The sequence below is a fragment of the uncultured Sphingobacterium sp. genome (assembly GCF_964277905.1).
GTDB classification, from domain to species: domain Bacteria; phylum Bacteroidota; class Bacteroidia; order Sphingobacteriales; family Sphingobacteriaceae; genus Sphingobacterium; species Sphingobacterium siyangense.
Genome location: NZ_CAXYKD010000028.1, coordinates 18,132 through 40,733, shown reverse-complemented (window position 1 = coordinate 40,733; position 22,602 = coordinate 18,132). Strand labels below are relative to the sequence as shown.

The 22,602-nt window shown below is 40.4% G+C and carries 13 protein-coding genes; 9 read left to right on the top strand and 4 right to left on the bottom strand.

Annotated elements, in window-relative coordinates; translation table 11 throughout:
• The first annotated feature begins 16 nt into the window (after positions 1-16).
• Complete coding sequence (locus ACHWSC_RS12605; protein ID WP_394676995.1) at positions 17-1,216, top strand: redoxin domain-containing protein; 1,200 nt, start codon at positions 17-19, stop codon at positions 1,214-1,216.
• 122 nt (positions 1,217-1,338) lie between these two features.
• On the opposite strand, the gene ACHWSC_RS12600 is transcribed toward ACHWSC_RS12605, so the two are convergent.
• The gene (locus ACHWSC_RS12600; RefSeq protein WP_394676994.1) at positions 1,339-3,465 is read right to left on the bottom strand and encodes a hybrid sensor histidine kinase/response regulator; all 2,127 of its coding nucleotides are present in this window, start codon (positions 3,463-3,465) and stop codon (positions 1,339-1,341) included.
• Between the two features lie 250 nt (positions 3,466-3,715).
• Between ACHWSC_RS12600 and ACHWSC_RS12595 the strand changes: the two genes are divergently transcribed.
• Positions 3,716-5,725, top strand: coding sequence for a beta-N-acetylhexosaminidase (locus ACHWSC_RS12595; protein ID WP_394676993.1), 2,010 nt, complete (start codon positions 3,716-3,718; stop codon positions 5,723-5,725).
• A 24-nt stretch (positions 5,726-5,749) separates the two neighbouring features.
• Here ACHWSC_RS12595 and ACHWSC_RS12590 read toward each other — a convergent pair whose 3' ends face one another.
• The gene (locus ACHWSC_RS12590; RefSeq protein ID WP_201670012.1) at positions 5,750-6,028 is read right to left on the bottom strand and encodes a DUF4342 domain-containing protein; all 279 of its coding nucleotides are present in this window, start codon (positions 6,026-6,028) and stop codon (positions 5,750-5,752) included.
• A 258-nt stretch (positions 6,029-6,286) separates the two neighbouring features.
• Entirely contained in the window at positions 6,287-8,521 is a 2,235-nt protein-coding gene (locus ACHWSC_RS12585) for a glycoside hydrolase family 2 TIM barrel-domain containing protein (RefSeq protein WP_394676992.1), read from the bottom strand.
• A 455-nt stretch (positions 8,522-8,976) separates the two neighbouring features.
• On the opposite strand from ACHWSC_RS12585, the gene ACHWSC_RS12580 reads away from it, so the two are divergent.
• The gene (locus ACHWSC_RS12580; RefSeq protein WP_394676991.1) at positions 8,977-10,584 is read left to right on the top strand and encodes a beta-N-acetylhexosaminidase; all 1,608 of its coding nucleotides are present in this window, start codon (positions 8,977-8,979) and stop codon (positions 10,582-10,584) included.
• 66 nt (positions 10,585-10,650) lie between these two features.
• Entirely contained in the window at positions 10,651-12,159 is a 1,509-nt protein-coding gene (locus ACHWSC_RS12575) for an alpha-L-fucosidase (protein WP_394676990.1), read from the top strand.
• Between the two features lie 133 nt (positions 12,160-12,292).
• Here the strand turns inward: ACHWSC_RS12575 and ACHWSC_RS12570 are convergent, their stop codons facing one another.
• A complete protein-coding gene (locus ACHWSC_RS12570) occupies positions 12,293-12,937 on the bottom strand; it encodes an HAD family hydrolase (RefSeq protein WP_075990723.1) in 645 nt (214 codons plus the stop codon).
• Between the two features lie 252 nt (positions 12,938-13,189).
• Here ACHWSC_RS12570 and ACHWSC_RS12565 point away from each other — a divergent pair, with 252 nt between their 5' ends.
• From ACHWSC_RS12565 to ACHWSC_RS12545, 5 genes are read left to right on the top strand one after another with little or no spacing between them, the layout of a single operon-like run.
• Complete coding sequence (locus tag ACHWSC_RS12565) at positions 13,190-16,123, top strand: SusC/RagA family TonB-linked outer membrane protein (protein WP_394676989.1); 2,934 nt, start codon at positions 13,190-13,192, stop codon at positions 16,121-16,123.
• 23 nt (positions 16,124-16,146) lie between these two features.
• On the top strand, positions 16,147-17,664 hold the full coding sequence (locus tag ACHWSC_RS12560; RefSeq protein ID WP_394676988.1) for a RagB/SusD family nutrient uptake outer membrane protein: 1,518 nt from the start codon (positions 16,147-16,149) through the stop codon (positions 17,662-17,664).
• 14 nt (positions 17,665-17,678) lie between these two features.
• Positions 17,679-18,350, top strand: coding sequence for a hypothetical protein (locus ACHWSC_RS12555; protein WP_394676987.1), 672 nt, complete (start codon positions 17,679-17,681; stop codon positions 18,348-18,350).
• Between the two features lie 4 nt (positions 18,351-18,354).
• Positions 18,355-19,392, top strand: a complete 1,038-nt coding sequence (locus tag ACHWSC_RS12550; RefSeq protein WP_394676986.1) for a DUF5007 domain-containing protein — start codon at positions 18,355-18,357, stop codon at positions 19,390-19,392.
• A gap of 29 nt (positions 19,393-19,421) precedes the next feature.
• Entirely contained in the window at positions 19,422-22,592 is a 3,171-nt protein-coding gene (locus ACHWSC_RS12545; protein WP_394676985.1) for a SusC/RagA family TonB-linked outer membrane protein, read from the top strand.
• The last annotated feature ends 10 nt before the right edge of the window (positions 22,593-22,602 follow it).

The window sequence follows — 22,602 nt, the reverse complement described above, 5'->3', positions numbered from 1 at the left end:
ATAAAGAAATAATCAAATGAAACATATACTAAAAATAGCCGCCCTTATGGTAGTTCCTATGATGGGAATGGCGCAGAAAAAGTTTGTTCTGGATGGTGAACTTAAAAACGGGACAACCGAAAAGCTTTACCTTTTTTATATGGAGGGTCAAGGTAAACAAGTAACTGATAGTGCCTCAGTTCTCAAAAACCATTTTCAATTTAAAGGCACGTTGATGGAGCCTACCCTGGTATTTTTGACCAGATCGTCACATCCTGAGCGCGCAGCTGAGGGTGATTATACACAAATGTACCTGGAGCCGACCAAAATGAAATTGGAGTTTCGAGATGATAATCTAAAAAACTATACGCTGACAGGATCAAAATTGGATGCCGAACACAAGCAGTTAGAACTCGAAAAGTCAGCTATCAGAAAAGGAATGGAGCCCATTAGTAAGGCTTATGCTGCGAAAAATAAGGAGTATAGTCGTGCTGAGCGAGAACTAGAAGCTTTAGAAAAGAAAGTAAAGCTACTTAGTGAAGAGGCTGCCAGCATCAAGAATCAATTTGAGCCTTTTAATGAAAGAGCGGCCCAGATTGATATGACCTTTATTAAAAACCATCCACAGTCCTTTTTGAGTCCTTATTTGCTGATGTTCAGCATGAACAGCCTATCGTTGGAAGAAACTGAAACGTTATTTGCTGGTTTTTCCAAAGAGGTGCAAAATAGTTGTTTTGGAAAAGACATTTCGGAAAAACTAGAGGAAAGCCGAAGTGGTGCTGTTGGTAAGACTGCACCCGTATTTAGCACGACAGATATCGATGGCAACGCCCTAAGTTTGTCGGATTTCAGCGGTAAGTATGTCTTATTGGATTTCTGGGCTAGCTGGTGTGTGCCTTGTCGTAAAGGGAATCCACATCTTATTAAGTTGTATCAGCAATATAAAAGTAAAGGTTTTGAAATCATAGGGATAGCAGATGATGACAGTAAACCTGAAAAATGGCACAAGGCGGTTGAACAAGATGAGATTGGCATTTGGAAACATGTTTTACGTGGTGCAAAATTCGATGGAACAAATTTTGACCTTAGCAAAGATGTAACGAAGGGGTATGGTGTCAGTTCGCTACCAACAAAAGTGTTAATAGATCCGCAAGGCGTCATTATCGGACGTTATGGTGGAGGCAATGGCGGTTCGGACGAACAGTTGGATGCCAAACTTGCTGAAGTATTTAAATAACAGCATATCCTGTACGTAACGATGTCCTGCGGATCACCGTTACTTTAGTAGGTATATTGTGTAAAAGAAATAAGGGACTGTCATTTGACAGTCCCTTATTTCTTTTACTTATACGGCTTAGCTTATGAAATCCTTGCGATGATTTGAGCAAGGATAGCCTTGTCCAGAGGTTTGGTCATGACGCCATCAAATTGATGTAGCTGTCCTTCGGGAATCTGTACGGTTACTTGTGATTCGTCTGACGTCAGTGCAATAACTTTGCTATTCCATCCCTTTACGCTATTGTTGTCTTTGACCGTATTGAGGATATCCCAGCCGGTAGGTCCATGCATTTTGAGATCGGTGATAATAATATCCGTTCTATTTTCCTTCAGATAGGCTATTGCAGTAGCTGAATCCTGATAGATCTTCACATCTTCGAAATGTTGCAATGCTTGTTTTACGAATAGATTATTGATCGGATTGTCATCAATAACGACAAAGTGTAGCTCTTTTGAGAGCTGATCCAAGCTCGTAATTTGTTTCCTATTTTTCTTTTCTTCGGTGAATGGAACGACTAACGTAAATGTTGATCCCTTGCCTTGTTGACTGCTAACGCTTAACGTTCCGTTTAGCTGTTCGGCCATGAGTTTAGAAATATGTAATCCTAATCCAAAACTATTCTTGGATTTCTGATCGGTCATATAGTACTGTTCGAAAATATGCTCCTGATCTTTTGCCGAAATACCTTTTCCTGTGTCGTTAACTAATATATGTAATTTGGATCCCTGATCTCTGCTGATAAAGGCTTTCACCTCTATTTGGCCTTTATCTGTATATTTAATCGCGTTGCTAAGGAGATTGGAAACAATCTGGCGTACACGATACGTTCCGCTTTTGATTAAGATGTTTGGATCGATATCAATGTAACTGATGAGTTTTAACCCTTTTTTATCTGCTTGAGCCTGCTGCATTTTTATGAGGTTCGCGAGCAATTGAGTTGGCGAAAAATACTCAGCCTTAATTTCTAGTGTACCAGACTCTAGCTTACCCAGATTCAGAATATCTTCCACGGTATCATTGATCACATGGATATCTTGTGTAATGGAATCTAATAAAATAGGGTTGACCCGATTGTTTGCTGCATTGCTTTTCAACAGATCAATAACACTGACCAAAGAATTGACCGGTGTGCGCACATCATGACTGACATTGGCTAGTATGCTGGCCTTCTCCTTCGCTGTTCGCAAGGCATAATCTCTAGCGGCAGTAAGCTTGCGCTCATACACAAGTGTGTTGTAATGGTAGGACAACAAGAGTGTCACCATAATAATCATGAGAATAATAGAAGCGATCACCTGTTTGCCGAAAATGGAAGAGTTTTCTTTATAGAGTTTGAAATCTTGAATTTCCGCAGCCCTTAGTATCTCATCTTCATGGGTCTTAATGCGAAGCAAGGCCGTACTAATCGTGCTGAATAAGTTGTAATTAGATTGTAGAAGCTGTCTTTCCTTGTGTTGAAGCTCAGCAAAAGAACGACGAATCTTACTGAAATCTTGCCGGTGAAATATTTCATTTTGCTCGATCAAACTTTGGATCTGGCTATGTATTGCCTTGATTTGGTTAACGTTGAAATTTTGTTCTAGTTTATCGGCAACCAAGGTGTCGTTTTTAGCTTTGAAAATACGCGTAAAGAGTTTTTCTTTCTTTCGCACAATGGTATCCTTCTTACTTACATTGAGTGCGGTATCACGTAATATTTTATTGACAACAGAATCTGCGAGTATCCGATTATTCCCTGGACGGATTGTTCTATTCGTTTTCGTTAAGAGTGACAGCGAGTCTTTGGCTAAAAAAATCATGTTGTCAACAGCCAGTTTGATGTGGGCAAACTCGTCGGAAAGGGTGATATTTTGTTCCAAGGATGTCTTCGTAGAGAAAGTAAGTCCCTTTTGGGAAGATAATTTAGAAAGGGAATCGATATAAAATCGTAACGTATCCAAACTATTGCTGTAATTCTTTAAATTTTCGGTACTGAAGTCAACGGTATAAGAGCGAAAGGCATTTCCGGCAGCATTATATGAGGAAAAGAGTTCGTAAAAAAGATTCGTCAATTGATTTTTAGAACTGTAAGCTTTATTTAAACGGGCTTCGGTCTTTTGGTACTCAATATATTGATAGGTAAATATCGAACCGATATAAACCAAGGAAAGAATCAGAAAAGCAATTAAAACTGTCCTGATAATAAATAATTTTTTACTGTTTTTCACGTTATTGTTCTTTCACCCCAATAAGTTAACTATAGCCTATTTTGTTTTGTCTGGAAGTCAAATTTAATACTAAAAAATCATATCCGCTACTTGCTGCTGTAGCCGGTCAGCTACTTTTTGAAAATCTTACACAATCGTTTGATTGAAAGTTGGGGTAGAAGGATCATTTTTTATTTTTTATTTTGCATAACGAAACCCGTAAACGGTCTTTTTTTTGTCTGTTTATTTAAAAATAAAAACTTAAATTTTAATGAAAACACTCCTCTGTTCAGTAGCGTTATCCCTTTTATTTGCGCAAGGGCTCCATGCGCAGTCTGGGATTGATATTATCCCCAAGCCTCAGGAAATCAATAGGGGAGCAGGCCAGTTTCTGTTAAATCCACAAACTACCTTAAGTTTTAAGAACTGCGATGTGAAAGATGTGTCTTTGTTTGTTGAGCAGCTGAGAAAAGTAACGCATTATCCCCTGAACATAAAGAAACAGGCGAGCAATAGTATTGAATTTAGACTAGACTCTAAATTGACAACACCTAATGATGAAGGCTATCAGCTAGAGGTTTCCGATCGGGGAGTTGTTATTATAGCAAAAAGCTCCGATGGGCTTTTCAATGCAACGCAATCACTGCGGCAACTTTTACCGACAGCTTTCGAGGGTAGTAACCCAACCAAAGAAATAAGCTGGAATATTCCAGCAGTGAAAATTAAAGATTACCCTCGTTATCATTGGCGCGGTTATATGAAAGATGTAAGTCGGACTTTCTTTGATGTGAAAACCGTGAAAAAGTATTTGGATGTCATGGCATTATACAAAATGAATACGTTTCATTGGCATTTGACGGATGACCAGGGCTGGAGGATCGAAATAAAGAAATATCCGAAATTGACCATGGAAAATGCGACGGTATTTCATCGAACAGAAAAGCAACCTGCAGAACGCAGTGGATTTTATACACAGGAGCAGATCAAGGAAGTTGTCCAATATGCACGGGAACGCAATATTACGATTGTGCCCGAGATCGATGTTCCTGGACATTCATGGCCAACCATATTAGCCTATCCTGAACTTGGGGTCAACAAAAATTCCTACCCGAATCACATCTTTCCTTTTGTGTCATCTTGGGGCTATTGGGGTAATCAATTTACCCCCAATACATTGGATCCGACAAAAGAGTTTACGTATGAATTCTTGAATAATGTGTTCACTGAAGTCGCTAATCTCTTCCCAGGTAGTTATATTCATTTTGGAGGGGATGAGGTTCGTCATGATTTGTGGGAAAAAGAGGCGCATGTGCAGGATTTTATGAAACAGCACCAGATTAAGGATGTCAAAGCACTTCAGAGCTATTTCGTTCAACGTGTTTCTGCTATCATTGTTCAAAAAGGAAAAAAACCGATCGGGTGGAATGATATTTTGGCCGATGCTGAAAACTTACCAAAGAGTACAGCGATTATGAGCTGGCTTGGTGAAGAAGCGATCAAGGAAGCAACCAAAGAAGGGTTTAAAGCCGTGGCCACACCAGCATCGCATCTCTATTTTGATATTACCCAAGCCGATCGAAATGATGGTACCATGACGGATCTGGCCTATCCGCAGATAAACTCGCTGAAAAGAGTGTATGAATTTGATCCTTCTGCAGGACTTAGTCCGGCTGAGGATCAGCTTGTCCTCGGTGTTCAGGGAAATATGTGGACAGCGTTGGCCCAGGATATTAAAGACCTGAATGTGCAGAATTTTCCGCGATTGCTTGCCGTTGCTGAAATTGGATGGTCTGCTAAGTCTGCGAAAGATTATGCAGCGTTTAGCCATCGATTGGATGCCAATCTTCCAAGGTTAGACTCCATGCGTATTGATTATTATCGTCCCGGGGGATACATTGCGGGATCATGGGGTCCTAATGATATCAAGGAAACGTATAGTTTTCTAACCTTTGATGTGAGCAGGAAGATTTACGATAATGGTAGAGCGCAAGCTGGATTTTTCTTTGTGGAGGGGAAGAATTTTCTGGAGATTGATGCCGTACAATTGCTACAGGACGGGCATGTCATTGCAGAGGATGGACATCATGCGCTTGCGGATAAATTTAGGGGAACCAACAAGATCAAACCTTTTTACTACAATTTTACAGTAACAAATTATAATCCGCAATCGAAATACGAAATCAAAGCCCGTGTCAGAGGTGCCGGCGGTGTGGATTCAAAAGGAAATTTTACATTTAATTTGTCTCCGAATAGACCTTTTGATAAGATAGAGAAAAAATAAAGGGTATTACCCTTTATTTTTCACTTATTTGAGTTCAATCATCTTTTGATCTGCATTCTCTTCTTTTACTTCTTGAAGGATTGCAATTTCAATAGGTGCAATCAGGCTTAGAATAATCAGTGCAATGAAAGCTACAGGGAAAATAATTCCGATAATTACAGCTAGTAGCAAGGATATATTTAAGTATTCTTGTCCATTCTTGGATGAAACTTTTAAACGTGAGCTTTTGAAGGAATCAAAAAGATCTTGAAAAACTTTAGTAATTGTTTTACTGTTGATGCTGAATGTTGTTTTAGTTGCCATGATGTTTATTTTTTAATTTTTTTATTTCTTGTTTGATGACTCAAAGATAGGAAGCAAATATGGCCCTGAAGAGAGGCATTAGGCCAGTCTCGAGACAATCTCGGTAAACGACCCGCTTTTATCGGTTAATACTTTTTTGAAATTAGGGAAAGTGATATGATGATCACTATAGCTGAGGGGGGATACATTCTTAAACAAAAAACAGGGATAGCTTTTTAGGCTACCCCTGTTTTTTTGTCTATTATTTTGCTAACGTGATTATAGACCTACATGCTCTGTTTTCGATTTTGTTGGTCCTGACGGTCCTTGTTTAAACGCTGGGTCATAGTTCCATTCAATCGTGTCGGTTAATACCTTACCGTCTTTTTGGATTACTTTTGCTTCCACAGTATTCTTTCCCGGTTTTAGCTTTACGTTTTCGAAGATGTAGTGTACATTGGTCTGACCAATTTTGGCTCCTTTGATCGTTTGCCCATTGATGATCAATGTTGGCTCACCTCGGTTCGAATAAACCGTAATAGGCGTGATTTCATTACCTCTGTTGATCATACGTCGCTGTGTAATATATAACACGGGTTCTTTGCTCCAATTGGCTTTGTACCAATAAAAGCCATCCTTCTTCAGTTTACGGTCAAAGGAAACCAGTCCTTTATAATTCCGGGGGTTAACATTCAGCGCAGTAATGGGCGTGGCAAAATCGAATGTGTTCCAGACGTAGGAACCTAAGAAAATTGGACTTTTGGATATCACACCCCAATGTACTTCATGAAATTTGGTTGCATATTCTTCAGGGAAAAACGATGGATTGCTCCATTGATTTCCAAAATTTCCAACTTCTTCTGCTTGATCTTCGGGAATGGCTTCTGCACCATATTCCGAAAAGATAATCCGGTAGTCCTTGAATTCTTCACTGATACGTTTTGCCCAGGAGGCGACATCATCCTCTTTATCTGATTTATCTTCCAGTTCACCATTGTACCAGCCAAAGTAATGATTGATGCCCTGTACATCTGCGTTATTGTTAACTGGATGGTCGATAACATTGTAACCGCTGACAGAAACGGTATAGCGATCAGGATCTTCGGATTTAGCGAGGTCATTTAATTTGGTCGTTAGTTCGACGGTATAGGCAGAAGGAGAGTATACCTCATTGTGCATGCCCCATATATAGATGGAAGGATGGTTGAAGTTCTGGCGGATCAGTTCTTTCAGTTGCTGTTGTGCGTTGTTGTCTTCCAAGGTGGTTACCCGATTGACAAACGGGATTTCGGCCCAGATAACGAGGCCCATGCTATCGCATTTTGAATAGAAGTACTCAGACTGTTGGTAATGTGCCAATCGGATCGATGTTGCTCCCATTTCTTTGATGATTGCTAAGTCTTCGTCGTGGTCTGCATTGCTTAGGGCCGATCCTTTACCTAGTCGATCCTGATGGCGGCAAACACCATATAGTGGATATTTGATATCATTTAGAAAAAATCCTTCACCGGTTCGTAATTCAAATTTACGAAGACCAAGAGGTGCTGTTACCTCATCAATTACCTGGTTGTTCTTTTTGATCTGTGTGACCACCTTATAGAGATAGGGATCATCTAAACCTTGCCATAAATGTGGACTTTTGACTAGGATTTGTTGCGTAACGGTTTGACGACCTTGCGGTAACAACGTGTACTGTGTGCTTTGTTTGGCTTTAATTGATCCGTCTTTTTCGAAAACGGTTGTCAATAACTCAATTGGTTGTTTTTTTCCGGATTTGTTGTCTATTTTTATTTTTACAGCAACATCGGCTGTTTTCTTGGAGACATTTTTTTGCGTGATATAGATTCCTTTAGCTGCAAAATCATTCACCGCAATATGGATGTCGTCGGTTACAATAAGCTCGACTGGTCTATAAATACCGCCGTACATGGGGAAAAGGGTATGGTTAACAGGAATGACCTGTGGAGTAGCTTCATTGTTTACCTTCACCAAAATCTCGTTTTCTTTTCCAAATTGGAGCATATTGGTCAGTTCGAATACAAATGCAGAATAACCACCCTGATGTCTGCCCACGAAGTTATAATTTCCATTGCGTTTCGTATTGTCGTAGGTAATATCATTTTTGCCTTCTTTGGTAGGAAGGGGCTGATTGTTTACGTATACTTCTGTGTTGGTATTGACCCCTTCAAATCGAATGAAAATGCGTTTGCCTTTCCAAGCTGTTTCGGGAACAAAAGATTTGCGATAATAAGCATCACCGGTATAAAAACGCTCATTTTTTCCTAAACTACCAGACTTAATCTCTTTGGCCTGCATATCGTTTGCATTCCAGGTGTGCGGTAAATTGACAAGCTGCCATTTCCCTTCAAACAGTTGATTATAGTCTAATGTCGAAGTAGAAAAAGGTCCCTTTTTGAAAGTCCAGCTGGTATTAAATGGAACTACGGTTCGTGCTTGTACGTTCAATAGCAGTATTCCAATAAAGATTAAGGTATAAAAGATCTTTTTTATCATACGGTTTTAACTTAGGGTGTTGTATTTGTGTCTTCAAATATAGCTAACAAAATGATAATGACTAATTGGACTAGCCTCGGTAGAACTGCTATTCGATCTTGTTTTTAATTAATAGTGATCAAAATATCGCTATTAATAATTGTTTTTTCTTTATTCGCTTTGTTGCGTCCATTCACTACAACGTTTTCGAGATTTGCGCAAACGATTGACTATACTTGGACTACAGTAATACATAATAAATTCTTTACCATTGTATTACAAGATAAACTGTGGGCAGAACCGATATAAACAGTTCATACGATGGATTTTCGTATTCCTTTTACATCGCATGCTGGCTGTGGTGAGCCGATTATAGCACAAACTAGGTTTGAATAATGTAGGATCGAACCTCGTTAGAAACAAATACTTTACACAAGCAGATTTAATCTGATCAGTTGAAAATAACTATAGAACGGATGAAACATAGATTAATAGGAACATTTCTTTTGGTATTCTTGACGATACAGTTTGTGGAGGCACAGGTTGCTATTATCCCACGTCCGCAGCAGCAGGAAGCGCGGAAGGGGAAACTGATCCTAGGTAGAAATATAGGCATTATAAGCGATCCTTATTTTGATCCCACGATATTGTATTTCAAGAAGCTCCTACTTGGGCGTTTCGGGATTTCGGCCTATGCTGCGACCAGGGCCGACGAAGCCCAGGTTATGGTAAGCTGGGATAAAACACTTGAACATGAAGCCTATCGTTTGCAGATCGATGCTACTCATATTCGAATTTACGCTTCAGATAAATCAGGACTTGTCAATGGAATTGCAAGTTTAGACCAATTGTTGTCCGTTGCAGCTCAAAGCGGTGGTCAGCGTGAGTTGGATGCTGTTGAAATTACAGATAAAGCACAATTTACATGGCGCGGTTTTATGTTAGATGAGTCGAGACACTTCTTCGGAAAGGAAAAAGTGAAGTCATTGTTGGACTGGATGGCTTTCTATAAATTGAACAAGTTTCATTGGCATTTGACGGATGAGCCTGCGTGGCGGCTTAGTATACAACGTTATCCCTGGCTGGCTCAAATAGGTGGGATAGGCAATTATTTAGATCCCTATGCTGGAGTACAGTATTATACGCAAAATGATATCAGTGAGATTATTGCTTATGCTGATGAACGTAATATTGAGGTCATTCCTGAGATTGATATGCCTGGACATGCAACAGCGGCAAACCGCGCGTATCCGTTTTTATCGGGCGGGGGTAATGAAAAACACCCTGATTTTACTTTTCACCCAGCAAAAAATACGACATATTCATTTTTAAGCCATGTGTTGCGCGAAGTAAAAGCGCTTTTTCCTTCGACTTACATTCATTTGGGCGGAGATGAGGTTGCTTTTGGTAGTGATGCCTGGAATAATGATCTAAAGGTGCAGGAGTTAAAAAAGGCAGAAGGGCTGAAATCCAATAAGGAAGTGGAAGAGTATTTTATTCGACGTATGGCAGATTCCGTTGCCCGAATAAATGGAAAAATCATTGTTTGGGATGAGATGGTAGACGCAAAACTGAACAAAGCGCAGACTGTGATGATGTGGTGGCGCCATGATAAACCCGAACAGCTCAACAAAATTTTGGATAAAGGATATCAGGCAATTCTTACACCGCGTTTACCTTTATATTTTGATTTTGTGCAGCAGGAAAACCATCGGTATGGACGGAAATGGGGCAAAGGGTTTAACCCTATTCAAGATGTCTACAATTTTGCAGGCGAACAGTTGGATAGTTTAGGTGGTCGAAGAAAACAGATATTGGGTATCCAGGCCAATCTATGGACTGAAACCGTGACAAATACCAATCGATTGGATTATCTCGTCTTTCCGAGAATTGCGGCATTGGCGGAAGCAGCATGGACATCTGGCAAGCAACGCAATTTTGACCAATTTACTAAAGTGTTAAAGAAACATTTAGCATTGTATCGGGAACAGGGACTCTATTACTTTGATCCATTTCAGGACAGTAACCCTGAACCGGTCGTCATGAAGAAAGTACAGAAACAGTATATTGATCGTCCCGACTAGTTGTGTTGTTTGTCTTTGAATAAGTTGGACTATATAGAATCGTGGTAATAAACAATTAGATAAAATATGATAAGCTATAACAGATTGATGATGCCCTTGCTCTTGGCTGGTGCGCTATTGGCCGGAAAAACTGTTTCTGCCCAATGGACTGGGCCACGCAAAAAGGTGGAGCAAAGAATTGACGTAAAATACGGGCCTTTAATACCGGCACATCGAACCGATGAAGCGATGGAGCGTTTTCGGACATATGGTTTAGGACAGTTTATCCATTGGGGCCTTTATGCTATCCCAGGAAATGAATGGGAAGGAGTAAGCGCTCGTAAAGGTGCGGCCGCTTCCGAATGGATTCGTACCTGGAGTGGACCTACTGCACCAAAGGACTGGAAAAACACCTATGACAATTTATACAAGCAATTTAATCCCAAAGGATTTGATGCAAAGCTATGGGCTAAGCAGGCTAAAGAAATGGGTGCAAAATACCTGATTTTTACCACCAAACATCACGATGGATTTGCCTTATGGCCTTCGAAGTATACAGACTATACCATTAAGAAAAGCCCTTATAAAAAAGACATCGTCAAGCAGGTTGTAGACGCTTACACCGCTGAAGGGATAGATGTGTTTTTGTATTTTTCGATCTTAGAATGGAATAATTCAAACTATATGGGTAAGGCGCCGTCTACACCGGAAGAAAAGGTAAAATTCAATAAGTTTTTGGAGTATACCCGTAACCAATTGTTGGAGCTGCTTCAAAACTATCCGCAGATAAAAGGGTTTTGGTTCGATGGTACCTGGGATCAGTCCTGGATTCAGTCCTATGATTTTACCTATAAACTGGAAAAGGAACTCCGTGAGAAACATCCGGGCTTAATCATCGGTAGCCGTTTTCGAAACGATGAATTTGGAAAACGGCATTTCGACTCGAATGGTGATATGTTGGGGGATTATGAGCAAGGCTGGGAGCGTAAGATGCCGAAAGAATTTGAATGGCTAGAGGGACGTGACTGGGATTGTGTGATGACGATACCACCAAATGGTTGGGGTTATATGAAAGATTGGTCGGGTATTTATACAAAGACATCCGACGATTTGATCGATATGTTGATGAATTGTGTGTCGATGAACGGGAATTTCGTGTTGAATTTTGGCCCGGATGGAAATGGTCGGATGCATCCAGGAGAGGATAAATTGGCGAAAGAGATTGGTGACTGGATCAAAATCAATGGTGAAGCTGTTTATGGTGTAAGACATGCAGGACTTGCTCCATCTAAATTGGGTTATTTTACCAAAAAAGAGGACAATCTCTATCTTACTGTCTTTAATCGACCGGTAAATAATATTGTCCGCATTGCTGTACCCAAGAATTCAGCTGAGGTTCCGGTAGAGGCTGTCTTATTGCAAAATGGTCAATCATTAGCTCTTAAACGTTCCGATATTGGTTTGGATCTTGATAAGAATACATATTATGATGTTGTTCTTCCGGCAACGTTTAGTACAGATAAAGCTTTTGTTGTAAAAATGAAGCTTGGTAGGCCAAAAGTACAGGCTGATCAATTAATGGATGCAAAAATGTAAATTTTAGCGTTCGCGCGAAGGTTTTCGCGATCTTATCGGCATTTCAAATGTATAGGAGCGCTACTCCAGACCATTGGGAGTGATCTAAAAGGGCGGGACTTAAATCAGTGTTGATTTAGGTCCCGCTTTTCTTTTATAGAATTTCCAACAGTTCCTGTGGATGGTGGATAATATGCTGTGCACCGTGTTGTCTTAACTCGCTCTCTTCCCGAAAGCCCCAAGTAACACCGATAGCTGTTACCCCTGCATTATTGGCGGTATCCATATCCACGGATGAATCGCCTACATAAAAGCAATCTTGTTTGCTAACACCGAGTGTTTGGATACTGTCGAAGACAATATCGGGATCAGGCTTGGCGGGGCGACCTGTTCGATGCCCCAAAACGAGATCAAATGAAATATCGGGAAAGTATTCGGCCATCAAAGGTATCACCGCTTCATGGTATTTATTTGATGCTACCGAGATTAGATAGCCTAATGATTTCAGTTCTTGTAGTAGCGGTATAATCCCTGTGTAGGGTCGTGTATGCGATACAGGTTTTTGTTCATAATATGTCTTAAAAGCTGCAAGTAAGACTGTGATCGTCTCTACTGTCCGTGCTTCTTCGGGTAACGCCCTTTCGATAAGTTTCTGTACGCCATTGCCTACAAATTTCTTATAGGCAACGAGTGGATGCGTTGGGTATCCATGTTGTTCAAGAATAGCATTGCAGCTGTCCCCGAGGTCTTGTAATGTGTCTAGCAGTGTTCCGTCCAGATCAAATAGTATAAGCTTCATCTGCTAAATCTAGTGAAAAAGTAGGATTTATTATCTCTTTTATGATGTTATGCAAACGTTTGCTCAATATGCGCAAACGTTTGAGTTGTTTTTGGAGTCGTGATATTCAATTTCACTTATATACATTTGGTAAACTAACAAGCAATTATTGCCGTACCAGAATTAGAATTTTAATGCCGTAGCATATACTATTATATGCGCTACCGATACGCTTATACCAATTCAAAATTTATAGCCTAAAGTCAAAATCGAATGAGAAGACTATTTTGTTTTTTATTTCTTGTGCCCATGTTTCACAATAACCATGCGAAAGCTTGGGATAGGTGGAAGTTGCAACAAGACACTTCACAAATCAGTGAAGCGGATCAACAACTTTTGCGAGGAAGGCTCAAAGCCTTGTTGCAGAAGCAACAGGTGAAGGATAGCCTCAGCAAGGGAAATGTTGAGACGCTGCCTCTTGTGGGAATTCCTCAGTTATTGAAAGGACAGGTCTCTGGACTTTATGTTCAGGAATCCACTGGTGAACCTGGAACGCCAAAGAATATGGTCATTAGAGGGCTAGGAAGTCCCCTGATTGCGGCGAAGGATGCTGTAGGGGTTCAACCAGCAGTGTATGTCAATGGCATACCAATAGCACGGGATAACAATTTTACCTATTCAATTCAACAATATCAATTTAACCGATTAGGGCCAGGTACAGATAATTTTGCGGGAATTGAACTGTCTACGATTGAATCAGTTGAAGTAATCAAAGATCCTGTCTTGTTGGCTAAATTGGGCCCTTTAGCTGCAAACGGGGCCATTTGGATTTTGACCAAACCCGGAAAGGAAGGTAAACGAGAAATCAGTTTTGACGGTTATGTCGGATTAGCAACTAAACCGGTCGTAACTCCGGTAAATGCGCAATATGAGAATTTATTTCGGTCGGCCTTTTACGATAAATATGGATCTACATCCGATAAATTAAGCTATCCGGGTTATCTGAGTGATGAAACTAATGTAAATTACTATGGTCCTGCAAATTGGGACGATGAGTATTATAAAAACACACCAATTTACGGCGGTAATCTAGGGATAAGAGGGGGTGGGGACCGTGCGAATTTTGCTTTTATGGGCGGCTATATGAAAAATGCCAATGCAGCTGATAAGACAAATATTGAACGATATAATGCCCTTTTTAATGTCAATATGGCACCATATAAGTGGTTTAATTTTGGTACCACCATCAACGCCAGCCGCAGTTTGCGGGACCGCAACCGTAGTTTACGAGATCGCTTTGGTGAGGCGGCTTATGTGCCCGATTTGTCTGTTCCAATCTCTCCGAATAAGGATAAGTATAGTGAATATCTTGCTGTCTATAAAGGGGCATTGGATAATAATACGGTCAATATGCTCAATTTGGCTGTTAATTTGGATCTCTATCTATTACCTAACCTGAAGTTCAATACAAACTTTGGCGTAGATTATTCCGAGGGTAAACGTGAAGCATTTTTTCCAGGATCATTGATGGAAACAAATAACTACATGTCTAGTTATTTTGGTTTTAATCAACGTTTAGTGTTCAATAATAGTTTGGATTACAATTTCAAACTTGAAGACAAACATAAATTTGATTTTAAGCTAGGCTCTGCTTATACCCAAGATCTGTATCGTTATCATTATGGACGGGCATATGATGGCCCCAATGATTTTATTAAGGTCAATGTGGTTGAGGGGGACTCTCAAAAGGGGAGCTATCTTACGCCAATCGGCGGACTTTATGTAAATCGCTGGTCCAACCGAGAGGATTTTAGATTACACTCATTGTATTTGTCGGGCCATTACAAATGGAATGATCGTTTGGATATTAACGCGTTATTGCGCTATGATGGTTCGTCAACTGTACAGCCAGACTCGCGATGGCTGATGACCCCAGCATTCTCGGCTAATTATCAGTTTGTAAAAGAAGATGAAGCAAAGGTTGTTGATAAGCTAAGTGTAAAGGCTTCCTGGGCGCGTATTGGTAAACCTGTCTTTACGAGTAAATATGCTGTTGGTCCCAATTATACGGCTGATTTAAATTGGGGGTCGGAAAAGTCTCTGGTTTCTTATAATGGATTTGCAGTCGCTTCTCGCCCTTATTCAGAAGGATGGGTAGGCTATGATATTCAGTGGCCCTATACAGATCATGCTGAGCTGACAATTGATGGGACTTTATTGGAAAAACGGTTAGATGTAAGAGCATCATTATACCAAAAGAAGGACGTAAATCAACTGGTCAATATGCCTATCCCAGCAGAATATGGATACTCAGGTCAGATTATTAATGGTCTTACGGTTCAAAACAGAGGCGTAGATCTGAATCTGGATGGGAAAATATTGAGTGATCCTGCTGGTTTCCAATGGACATCATCCTTAAATCTAAATTTTAATCAAAATAAACTAACGGCATTGCCAAATGGAAAAACGGAACTGAAAGTCGGAGACCGTTTATTGCGTGTTGGGCAGGCTGTTGATCAATTTTGGTTATACGAAAACGAAGGAATTTATAATACAGACGCAGAAATTCCCGTTCAAAATGGCCATAAATTACAATTTGACGGTGTAGATTTTGCCGCTGGAGACCCACGTTGGAAAGATCAGAATGGAGACTTTGTTATTGATGAGAAGGACCGCGTATTAAAAGGAAATGCTATGCCTAAACTGGTGGGCGGTTTTACTAATCAGTTTAAATTTAAAGGGTTTGAATTGAATATGCAATGGTATTTTGCTTTAGGTCAAAAAGCGCTAAATCAGCGCGCAGCATCCAAATATGATTTTATCAATACGGAAAATACCAATTCCCTGGATGGTATTCGCGAAGTATTCCACTGGCAACAAGATGTGGATATTACAAAATATCCGATTTATAATCCATGGAGTCCGCTTGTTGCGTACCGTGTTGACCAGGACTTATTTCTCGAAAATGCTTCATTTCTTAAGCTTAGAGCGTTGACCTTAGGTTATGATCTGATTCAATTAAACGGTATTAAAAAGAAATTCCAATCAATGCGCCGAGCCTATGTATACGTTTCGGGAATGAATCTATTGACGATCTCTAAATTTTCGGGAAAGGATCCTGAACTAATTGATTTCAATGGCTACTATACAGGATATGGATTACCACTTTCTCCGATGGTCAGTGTAGGGATAAAATTGGAACTGTAAACCTTAATAATTGAATGTTTAATATGAAAAGATATAATCAATGGGGGAAATTCCTCGTGCTCATGCTGAGTATGTCGATGTTATTTTCCTCTTGCAATAAAAAATTAGATATAGTAGCCAGTAATGTTGGTGCTGAGGGGCGGGAATGGGCATCTGTATCTGACACCCGTGCACATTTGATGGGTATTTATGGTCTGATGCGTGCGGCTATGGTCGATAATTATGGACACTGGGTGTATGGTGAGATGCGTTATGGTGATTTTAATTCCTATTCGCGAGCTGATTTACGTGTTGTTCAGGAAAATAAACTGAAAGCTTCTTATCCCCTTATAAAGGACTTGACGGACTGGCGACGTTTTTACGCGGTAATTAATGCGGCCTCATTATTTATTGAGCGTGCGCCGGAAGTCTTGAAAAAAGATAGCCGTTATACCGAACGGGATCTGAAATATGATATTGGCCAAGCCCGTAGCATTCGAGCGCTGATGTACTTTTATATGGTACGCATCTGGGGCGAGGTTCCTTTATTAAAGGATTCCTATGATAATGGGAGCTTTGCTGAAGTGGCACAATCTTCTGAATCTACTGTACTAGCATTTGCTGAGGAGGAATTGCTTAAAGCGGCTGAGGATCTACCTTATCGATATGCTGTTGGTCAGCAAACTTATTACGGCGAGTCAGAATCTGTTTGGAGTGGAGTTTTGGTGAATAAAATCACCGCCTATTCTATTCTGGCACATATTGCCGCTTGGCAGGGAAAATATATCAATGCGGATGTCTATTCAAAATTTGTGATTGATAATTACACAAAGGCTAATCTGGCTTTGTTAAATGTACCTTCACTTGTGAATCCGACGGACGGTTTATTTGGTCCTAGCACGCGCGCTCAGATTTTGGCGATCCGCTCGTCTTATGAGCTTGGAGAAGCAACAAATACAGGTCATCTGGAATCGTTGACATTGGGGTATCCGATTGTAACGAAGGCTAAGCCGGATATTTATGTTAACCGTGATACAATCAATGCCATCTTTGATGATCCCAATGACACGCGTTTTGGTATTGACTCTGTTTCAGGACTGATTCGGACCAACTATTTTACCAATTATAACGGCGATATACCCATTTTTAGTAAGGTTAAAGTGATACGAAATGGTGCAGGAGACTCTGATTTTTCAATATTTGGTTCAAACTTAGTATTTACGCGTTTAGAGGAAATTTTCTTATTGTATGCAGAAGCTAAGACGGTGCTTAACCAACGGGATGAAGCGATAAAATACTTGAATCAAGTCAAAGCACAACGCGGATTGAAGCCTTATATCTCATCATCGCCAAAAGACTTGTTAGGAGAGATATTCTTGGAACGTCGTCGCGAACTGATGGGAGAGGGATGGCGATGGTATGATCAAATTCGTTTTGCTAAAATCAAGAAAAACAATCCTACGCTGAACACTTTGATTGAAAATGGTGGAATTTTTTGGCCGATATCAGCAGATGTATTATCTCGAAATTCGAAGTTGAAACAAAATTCCTATTGGAAATAACCAAAGCACTAACCATGATGAGAAGAATATACTATATAGGATGTTTTTTGCTATGCATCCTACTTGGATTTACCGCTTGTAAAAAAGGGAACACCTACTATGAAAACTATAGTCTGAAGTATACGGAGTACAATGGTACGACCCTGCAATTTCTGGAGGAGCAAGGATCAACCTACGACTCCCTGTTATTGGTCTTGGAACGTGTGCCGGATTTGCGGGCAAAGCTTGGTAATGCGTCGGAAAAAACAACATTCTTTGCTTCGACAAATAACAGTTTTACGAATGCAATTGAAGCGTTAAATGCCGTACGTCAAGCCTCAAATCGCTCAAAGATGTATTTGGAAGATATTCCAAAAACTATTTTGGACACATTAACCTATCACTATGCTTTTGATGGAATCTATGATACAGATGCTTTACGGGACTTTGTTGAAGGAAAAGAGGTGCTTTCTATCGATAAATATCGGATGACCATACAATATAAAGTTACTTCTGCCTCTGGAATCGTTGGCGGTGGGCAGCAGCAGCTTGTACTCAGTGATATGAACAACTCTATATTTAAAAGGTATTGGCAGGAAAGTAATACATCCATTGTCAATATTCGAACAACCAATGGTATGCTACATATTTTGGCACCGAGCCACAATTTTGGATTCAGCAAATTGGCCAAACTCTTAAACAACTAGCATCATGAAGATGAAATTTTATACTTCCGTAAAAAATATAGCGATGTTTTGTCTGGGATTATTGGTCCTGGGAGCGTGTAAAAAAAATATACCCACCGATCAAGATTCATTAGGCGAGGATATCGTATACAACACAACTGAGTTCACACCAATGCTGGGTAGAAATACTTTTTACAACAACATTGTCAGCATTGGACAGAATACCTCACAACCGCTAAGCTTTAAGATTGTCAATGTACGTGATTTAGATGGGGAACCCGCGACCGTGTTTAACGATAAGTTCCCAGTCAAAGTTTGGAAAGAAGCTTATACCGGTCTTGAAAAAAGTATCGCAGAGATTGAAGCGAAAAGAAAAATTGAATATCGTCCCTTATTAGAAATTCTCGAGCATTCAGGCAATATCAACTTTTGGGGGCAATCTGCCCGCTCGGCTTTTGTTAAAGCACAGCCGGATTCGGGTTATGTATTTGATATTGAAGTTAGCAACTCTGGCGGACGACGTTACTTGCGTAATTTTAAATTAAAGCCGTTCCGTGAACAGCCTTATGAACCGAGTATTGAGGATCCAATTACAGGTTCGTCTTCTTATCCCTATACCAATGCTATTGTGTCAAATATGATTGGCGCGCGAACGGGAAGACCATTGGGGCCCGCCGATATTCGAGTTTATATGAATAAAACTGAAAATAGGGGAAATGGGGCTAAGACACTGACCATTAGTTTTTTGGATTCATTAAATAATCCAATAGATCCCGCTAAGTTTAGTGAGACCGATTGGCCGAAGCTGGTTCATGGATTTAATTCTAGGATGGTTGATAAGAAAGTAGTTTACGATGTTGCTTACCCGATTCCTTTAGCTCGTATCGAGACAGAATATACACTTGGAAACGGAACCGCGGCCTATTTGGTATTTGGGTATAGAAGAAAAGGGAATCTTGGCTATCTGGAATTATGTGCTTTTGCCATTCCATTTGCAATATATGAAGAGGGGGATTGGGAGATCCAGTTCCGATTTCCACATGAAGCGCCAAAATTTGATTGATAGTGACCGGTTAATTTAGCTTAAGAATTATGAAACAATTATGTATACTAATACTCTTTTTTACCTATGTGCTAACCAATTCGGCAATGGCACAGTCCACGATGATAAAGGGAACGGTAAAAGGGAATGATAATAGGCCTTTGGCTGGAGTATCCATTAAACTGGAATCTCCCAAAAGGGATCTGGGCAAAACAGGTGACGATGGACGCTTCGTTATTTCGGTGCCCGCACAAGGTGTTATGTTATTTTCTTATCAGGGATATGCTACGGTTAGACAGGCCGTAGGCGATTCAAAAAAGGAGTATAATATCGTGATGCAGATGACCACACATGAACTTGAAGAAACAGTGGTTGTAGGGTATCAGCAACGGAAACGCGAAACCTTAACGGGCTCCGTTGTGACCATTTCAGGAAAGGAAATCCAAGATATTCCTTCGGGTAATTTTGTGGATCTTTTACAAGGGAAAGTCGCGGGGATGAATATCCAGAATAATACAGGTAGCCCTGGGATGCGTGGATCGATCGCGGTACGCGGTATTTCCAATTTTAATGTGTCTGGAAGCGGCGATAATACCTTTTTGACACCAACATCACCTTTATTTGTCATTGACGGTGTCCCTATTGATGATAACTCCGGATACGAGTATGGCTTTGAAACAGCAGGCCCTGGCGTTTCGCCCATCTCGATGATTCCACCAGAAGATATCGAAGATATAACGGTAATGAAGGATGCACAGGCCACAGCGCTTTATGGCTCACGGGGCGCATATGGCGTTATTCAGGTACGGACTAAAAGAGGAAACTCAAAAATTCCACTAGTGCAATATCAATTTCAAGGATTTATGAGTGCGGTGCCTCCCTTACGTAAAGTGATTGGAGGTCGGGGTGAACGTATGGTTCGGATAGAGCAAATTTTAATGAATGATTCTACGCTAGCAGCAGCGATTCAGCGGATTAATGATTCTCCGATGCTGGCAGATAGTTTAAATCCGTATTACAACAATTCGACGGATTGGCAATCCTATTTCTATCGAAATACCTATAATCAGACACATAATGTGAACATCTCGGGTGGAGAGCGTGTGTTTAACTATAAAGTGAATATGAATTATTACGATGAAAATGGTATCATCGCAAATACAGGATTCAAGCGATATACGGTACAGTCCAATATGCAATATGAACCCAATGACCGCTTTCGGATGATGGCCAATGTGAATGCCAATTTAGGACAAAATCGAATGGGAAGTGGTAATGCAACAATGCAAACTGGGGTTGGAAAGTCCGCCAATACAACTTCATTGTACCCTGCTCCGTCACTTTATTCGGGTAGTATTGATGCACTGTCTGCACTAAATGTAAACGATGACAATAAAACTGGAAATTACGTAGCTCAGGTCGAATTGCAATATGAACCTATTAAAGGTTTAAGAGCAACTTCTACCCTTAATTACAATTATACAACTGCAACAAAAGATCGATTTACTCCCGAATTATTACTAGGAAATAGCTCAGAGGTATATGGTTATTATCAGAACAAGAGTAAGGTGTATAACCGTAACCTATTGTCTTGGGTTAAAACGTTTGGTGAAAAACATATGATCAATGTCTATGGATTCTCAGAAATGGAAATTTCATCATCTTCTGAAAACCTGAATAAGTTTAGAGGGACTGCCAACGATCAATTCCAAACTGGCATTAGTTATGACACACGTAAAACTTTAGGGGGCTTACTTAATAATCTTTCTAATTTCCGTTCTATCGCCTATGCAGGTAATTTCTCTTACAACTACGATTCAAAATATATTCTTGACCTGACTTACCGTGTGGATGGTACTTCCGTTACGGGAGGGTCATCCCCATGGTCCTCAAATCCTTCACTCGGTTTTCGCTGGAATTTCAAGAAAGAGAGTTTTATGAAAGATTTGGATTGGTGGGACACTGGTTTCTTGCGTGGATCGGTAGGTCGTACGATTTCCCCAACGGGCACAGTGGCCGATCTATATGGATGGTATAAGGTCGATGACGGCCGTTATAACAATAGGCCGACAACCTCCCTTGATCTAAAAAATGCCCCGAATACAGGACTCGTTCCGCAGACAACAACACAATGGTCTGTGGCCGCTGAACTAGGCTTTTTCAACAGTGCCTTATACGTTACCTATGAGACCTATTATAAGCAGTCTGATAAAATCTTACGTTCGAAGAAGATCGCTAACCATAATGCTTTTGAAAATGTGCTCACAAATGAAGCCGCAATGGTTAATATGGGGCATGAATTGACAATTAATGTGCGTCCGCGTTTTCAGAATCAAGATTGGGACTTTACAGGTACAGCGACATTTGCTTTGAATAGAGGTTTTACAACGGCATTGCCTGATGGGGCTAGACAATTAATACAAGCAGACGACTCAGGATTCGATCTACCACAACTTTTTAGATTGGGAAGAAATCCGCTTACCTTCGTTTTATACGATTATAAGGGGGTATACAAATCGGATGATGAGGTCCCAGTGAATCCATTGACGGGACAACGGTACCGCGCAGGTGGCCCGCTTTCAGATGGGAAATACTTCCGTGCAGGGGATCCCATTTTTACGGATCTGAATGGCGATTACATTTTAGATGAGAATGACTTAATATTCGTTGGTGATGCGCAGCCAAAAGTAACTGGCGGGTTTAGTTTATATACGCGTTATAAAAATTGGTCTTTGCGTACGCAGATCAATTATACCTTGGATCGGGATATTTTGAATACTGCCTTGGCAGACCGTTTTCGTAATTACGATAGACCAACAGGGATTAAAGAGGGCGATTTGAAATATGTTCCAGGCGCTTATGTTCCATTGGATGCTTACAATGTATGGCGCCAGTTAGGTGATAATGCAGATTACCCGAATGTATCTGATTTTACACGTTTGTCTCTCTATAACCCATACCGTTATAATTCGACCATGTTTTTGGAAGATGGTTCATGGTTGAAATTGAGTTCAGCGACAGTAGGCTACAATTTTAACCGGATATGGTTAAAGCGTTATGGTTTGACTTCTGCACGACTCAACTTTACTGCAAGTAATATCTTCACCTTTAGCAATTATTCGGGACCTGATCCGGAGTTGGTGACTGGCGTAGGAAGGGATGGATCCAATGGCTATCCGAGCAAAAGAACCTATTCATTGGGGGTCAGTGTACAATTTTAATATGAAAATC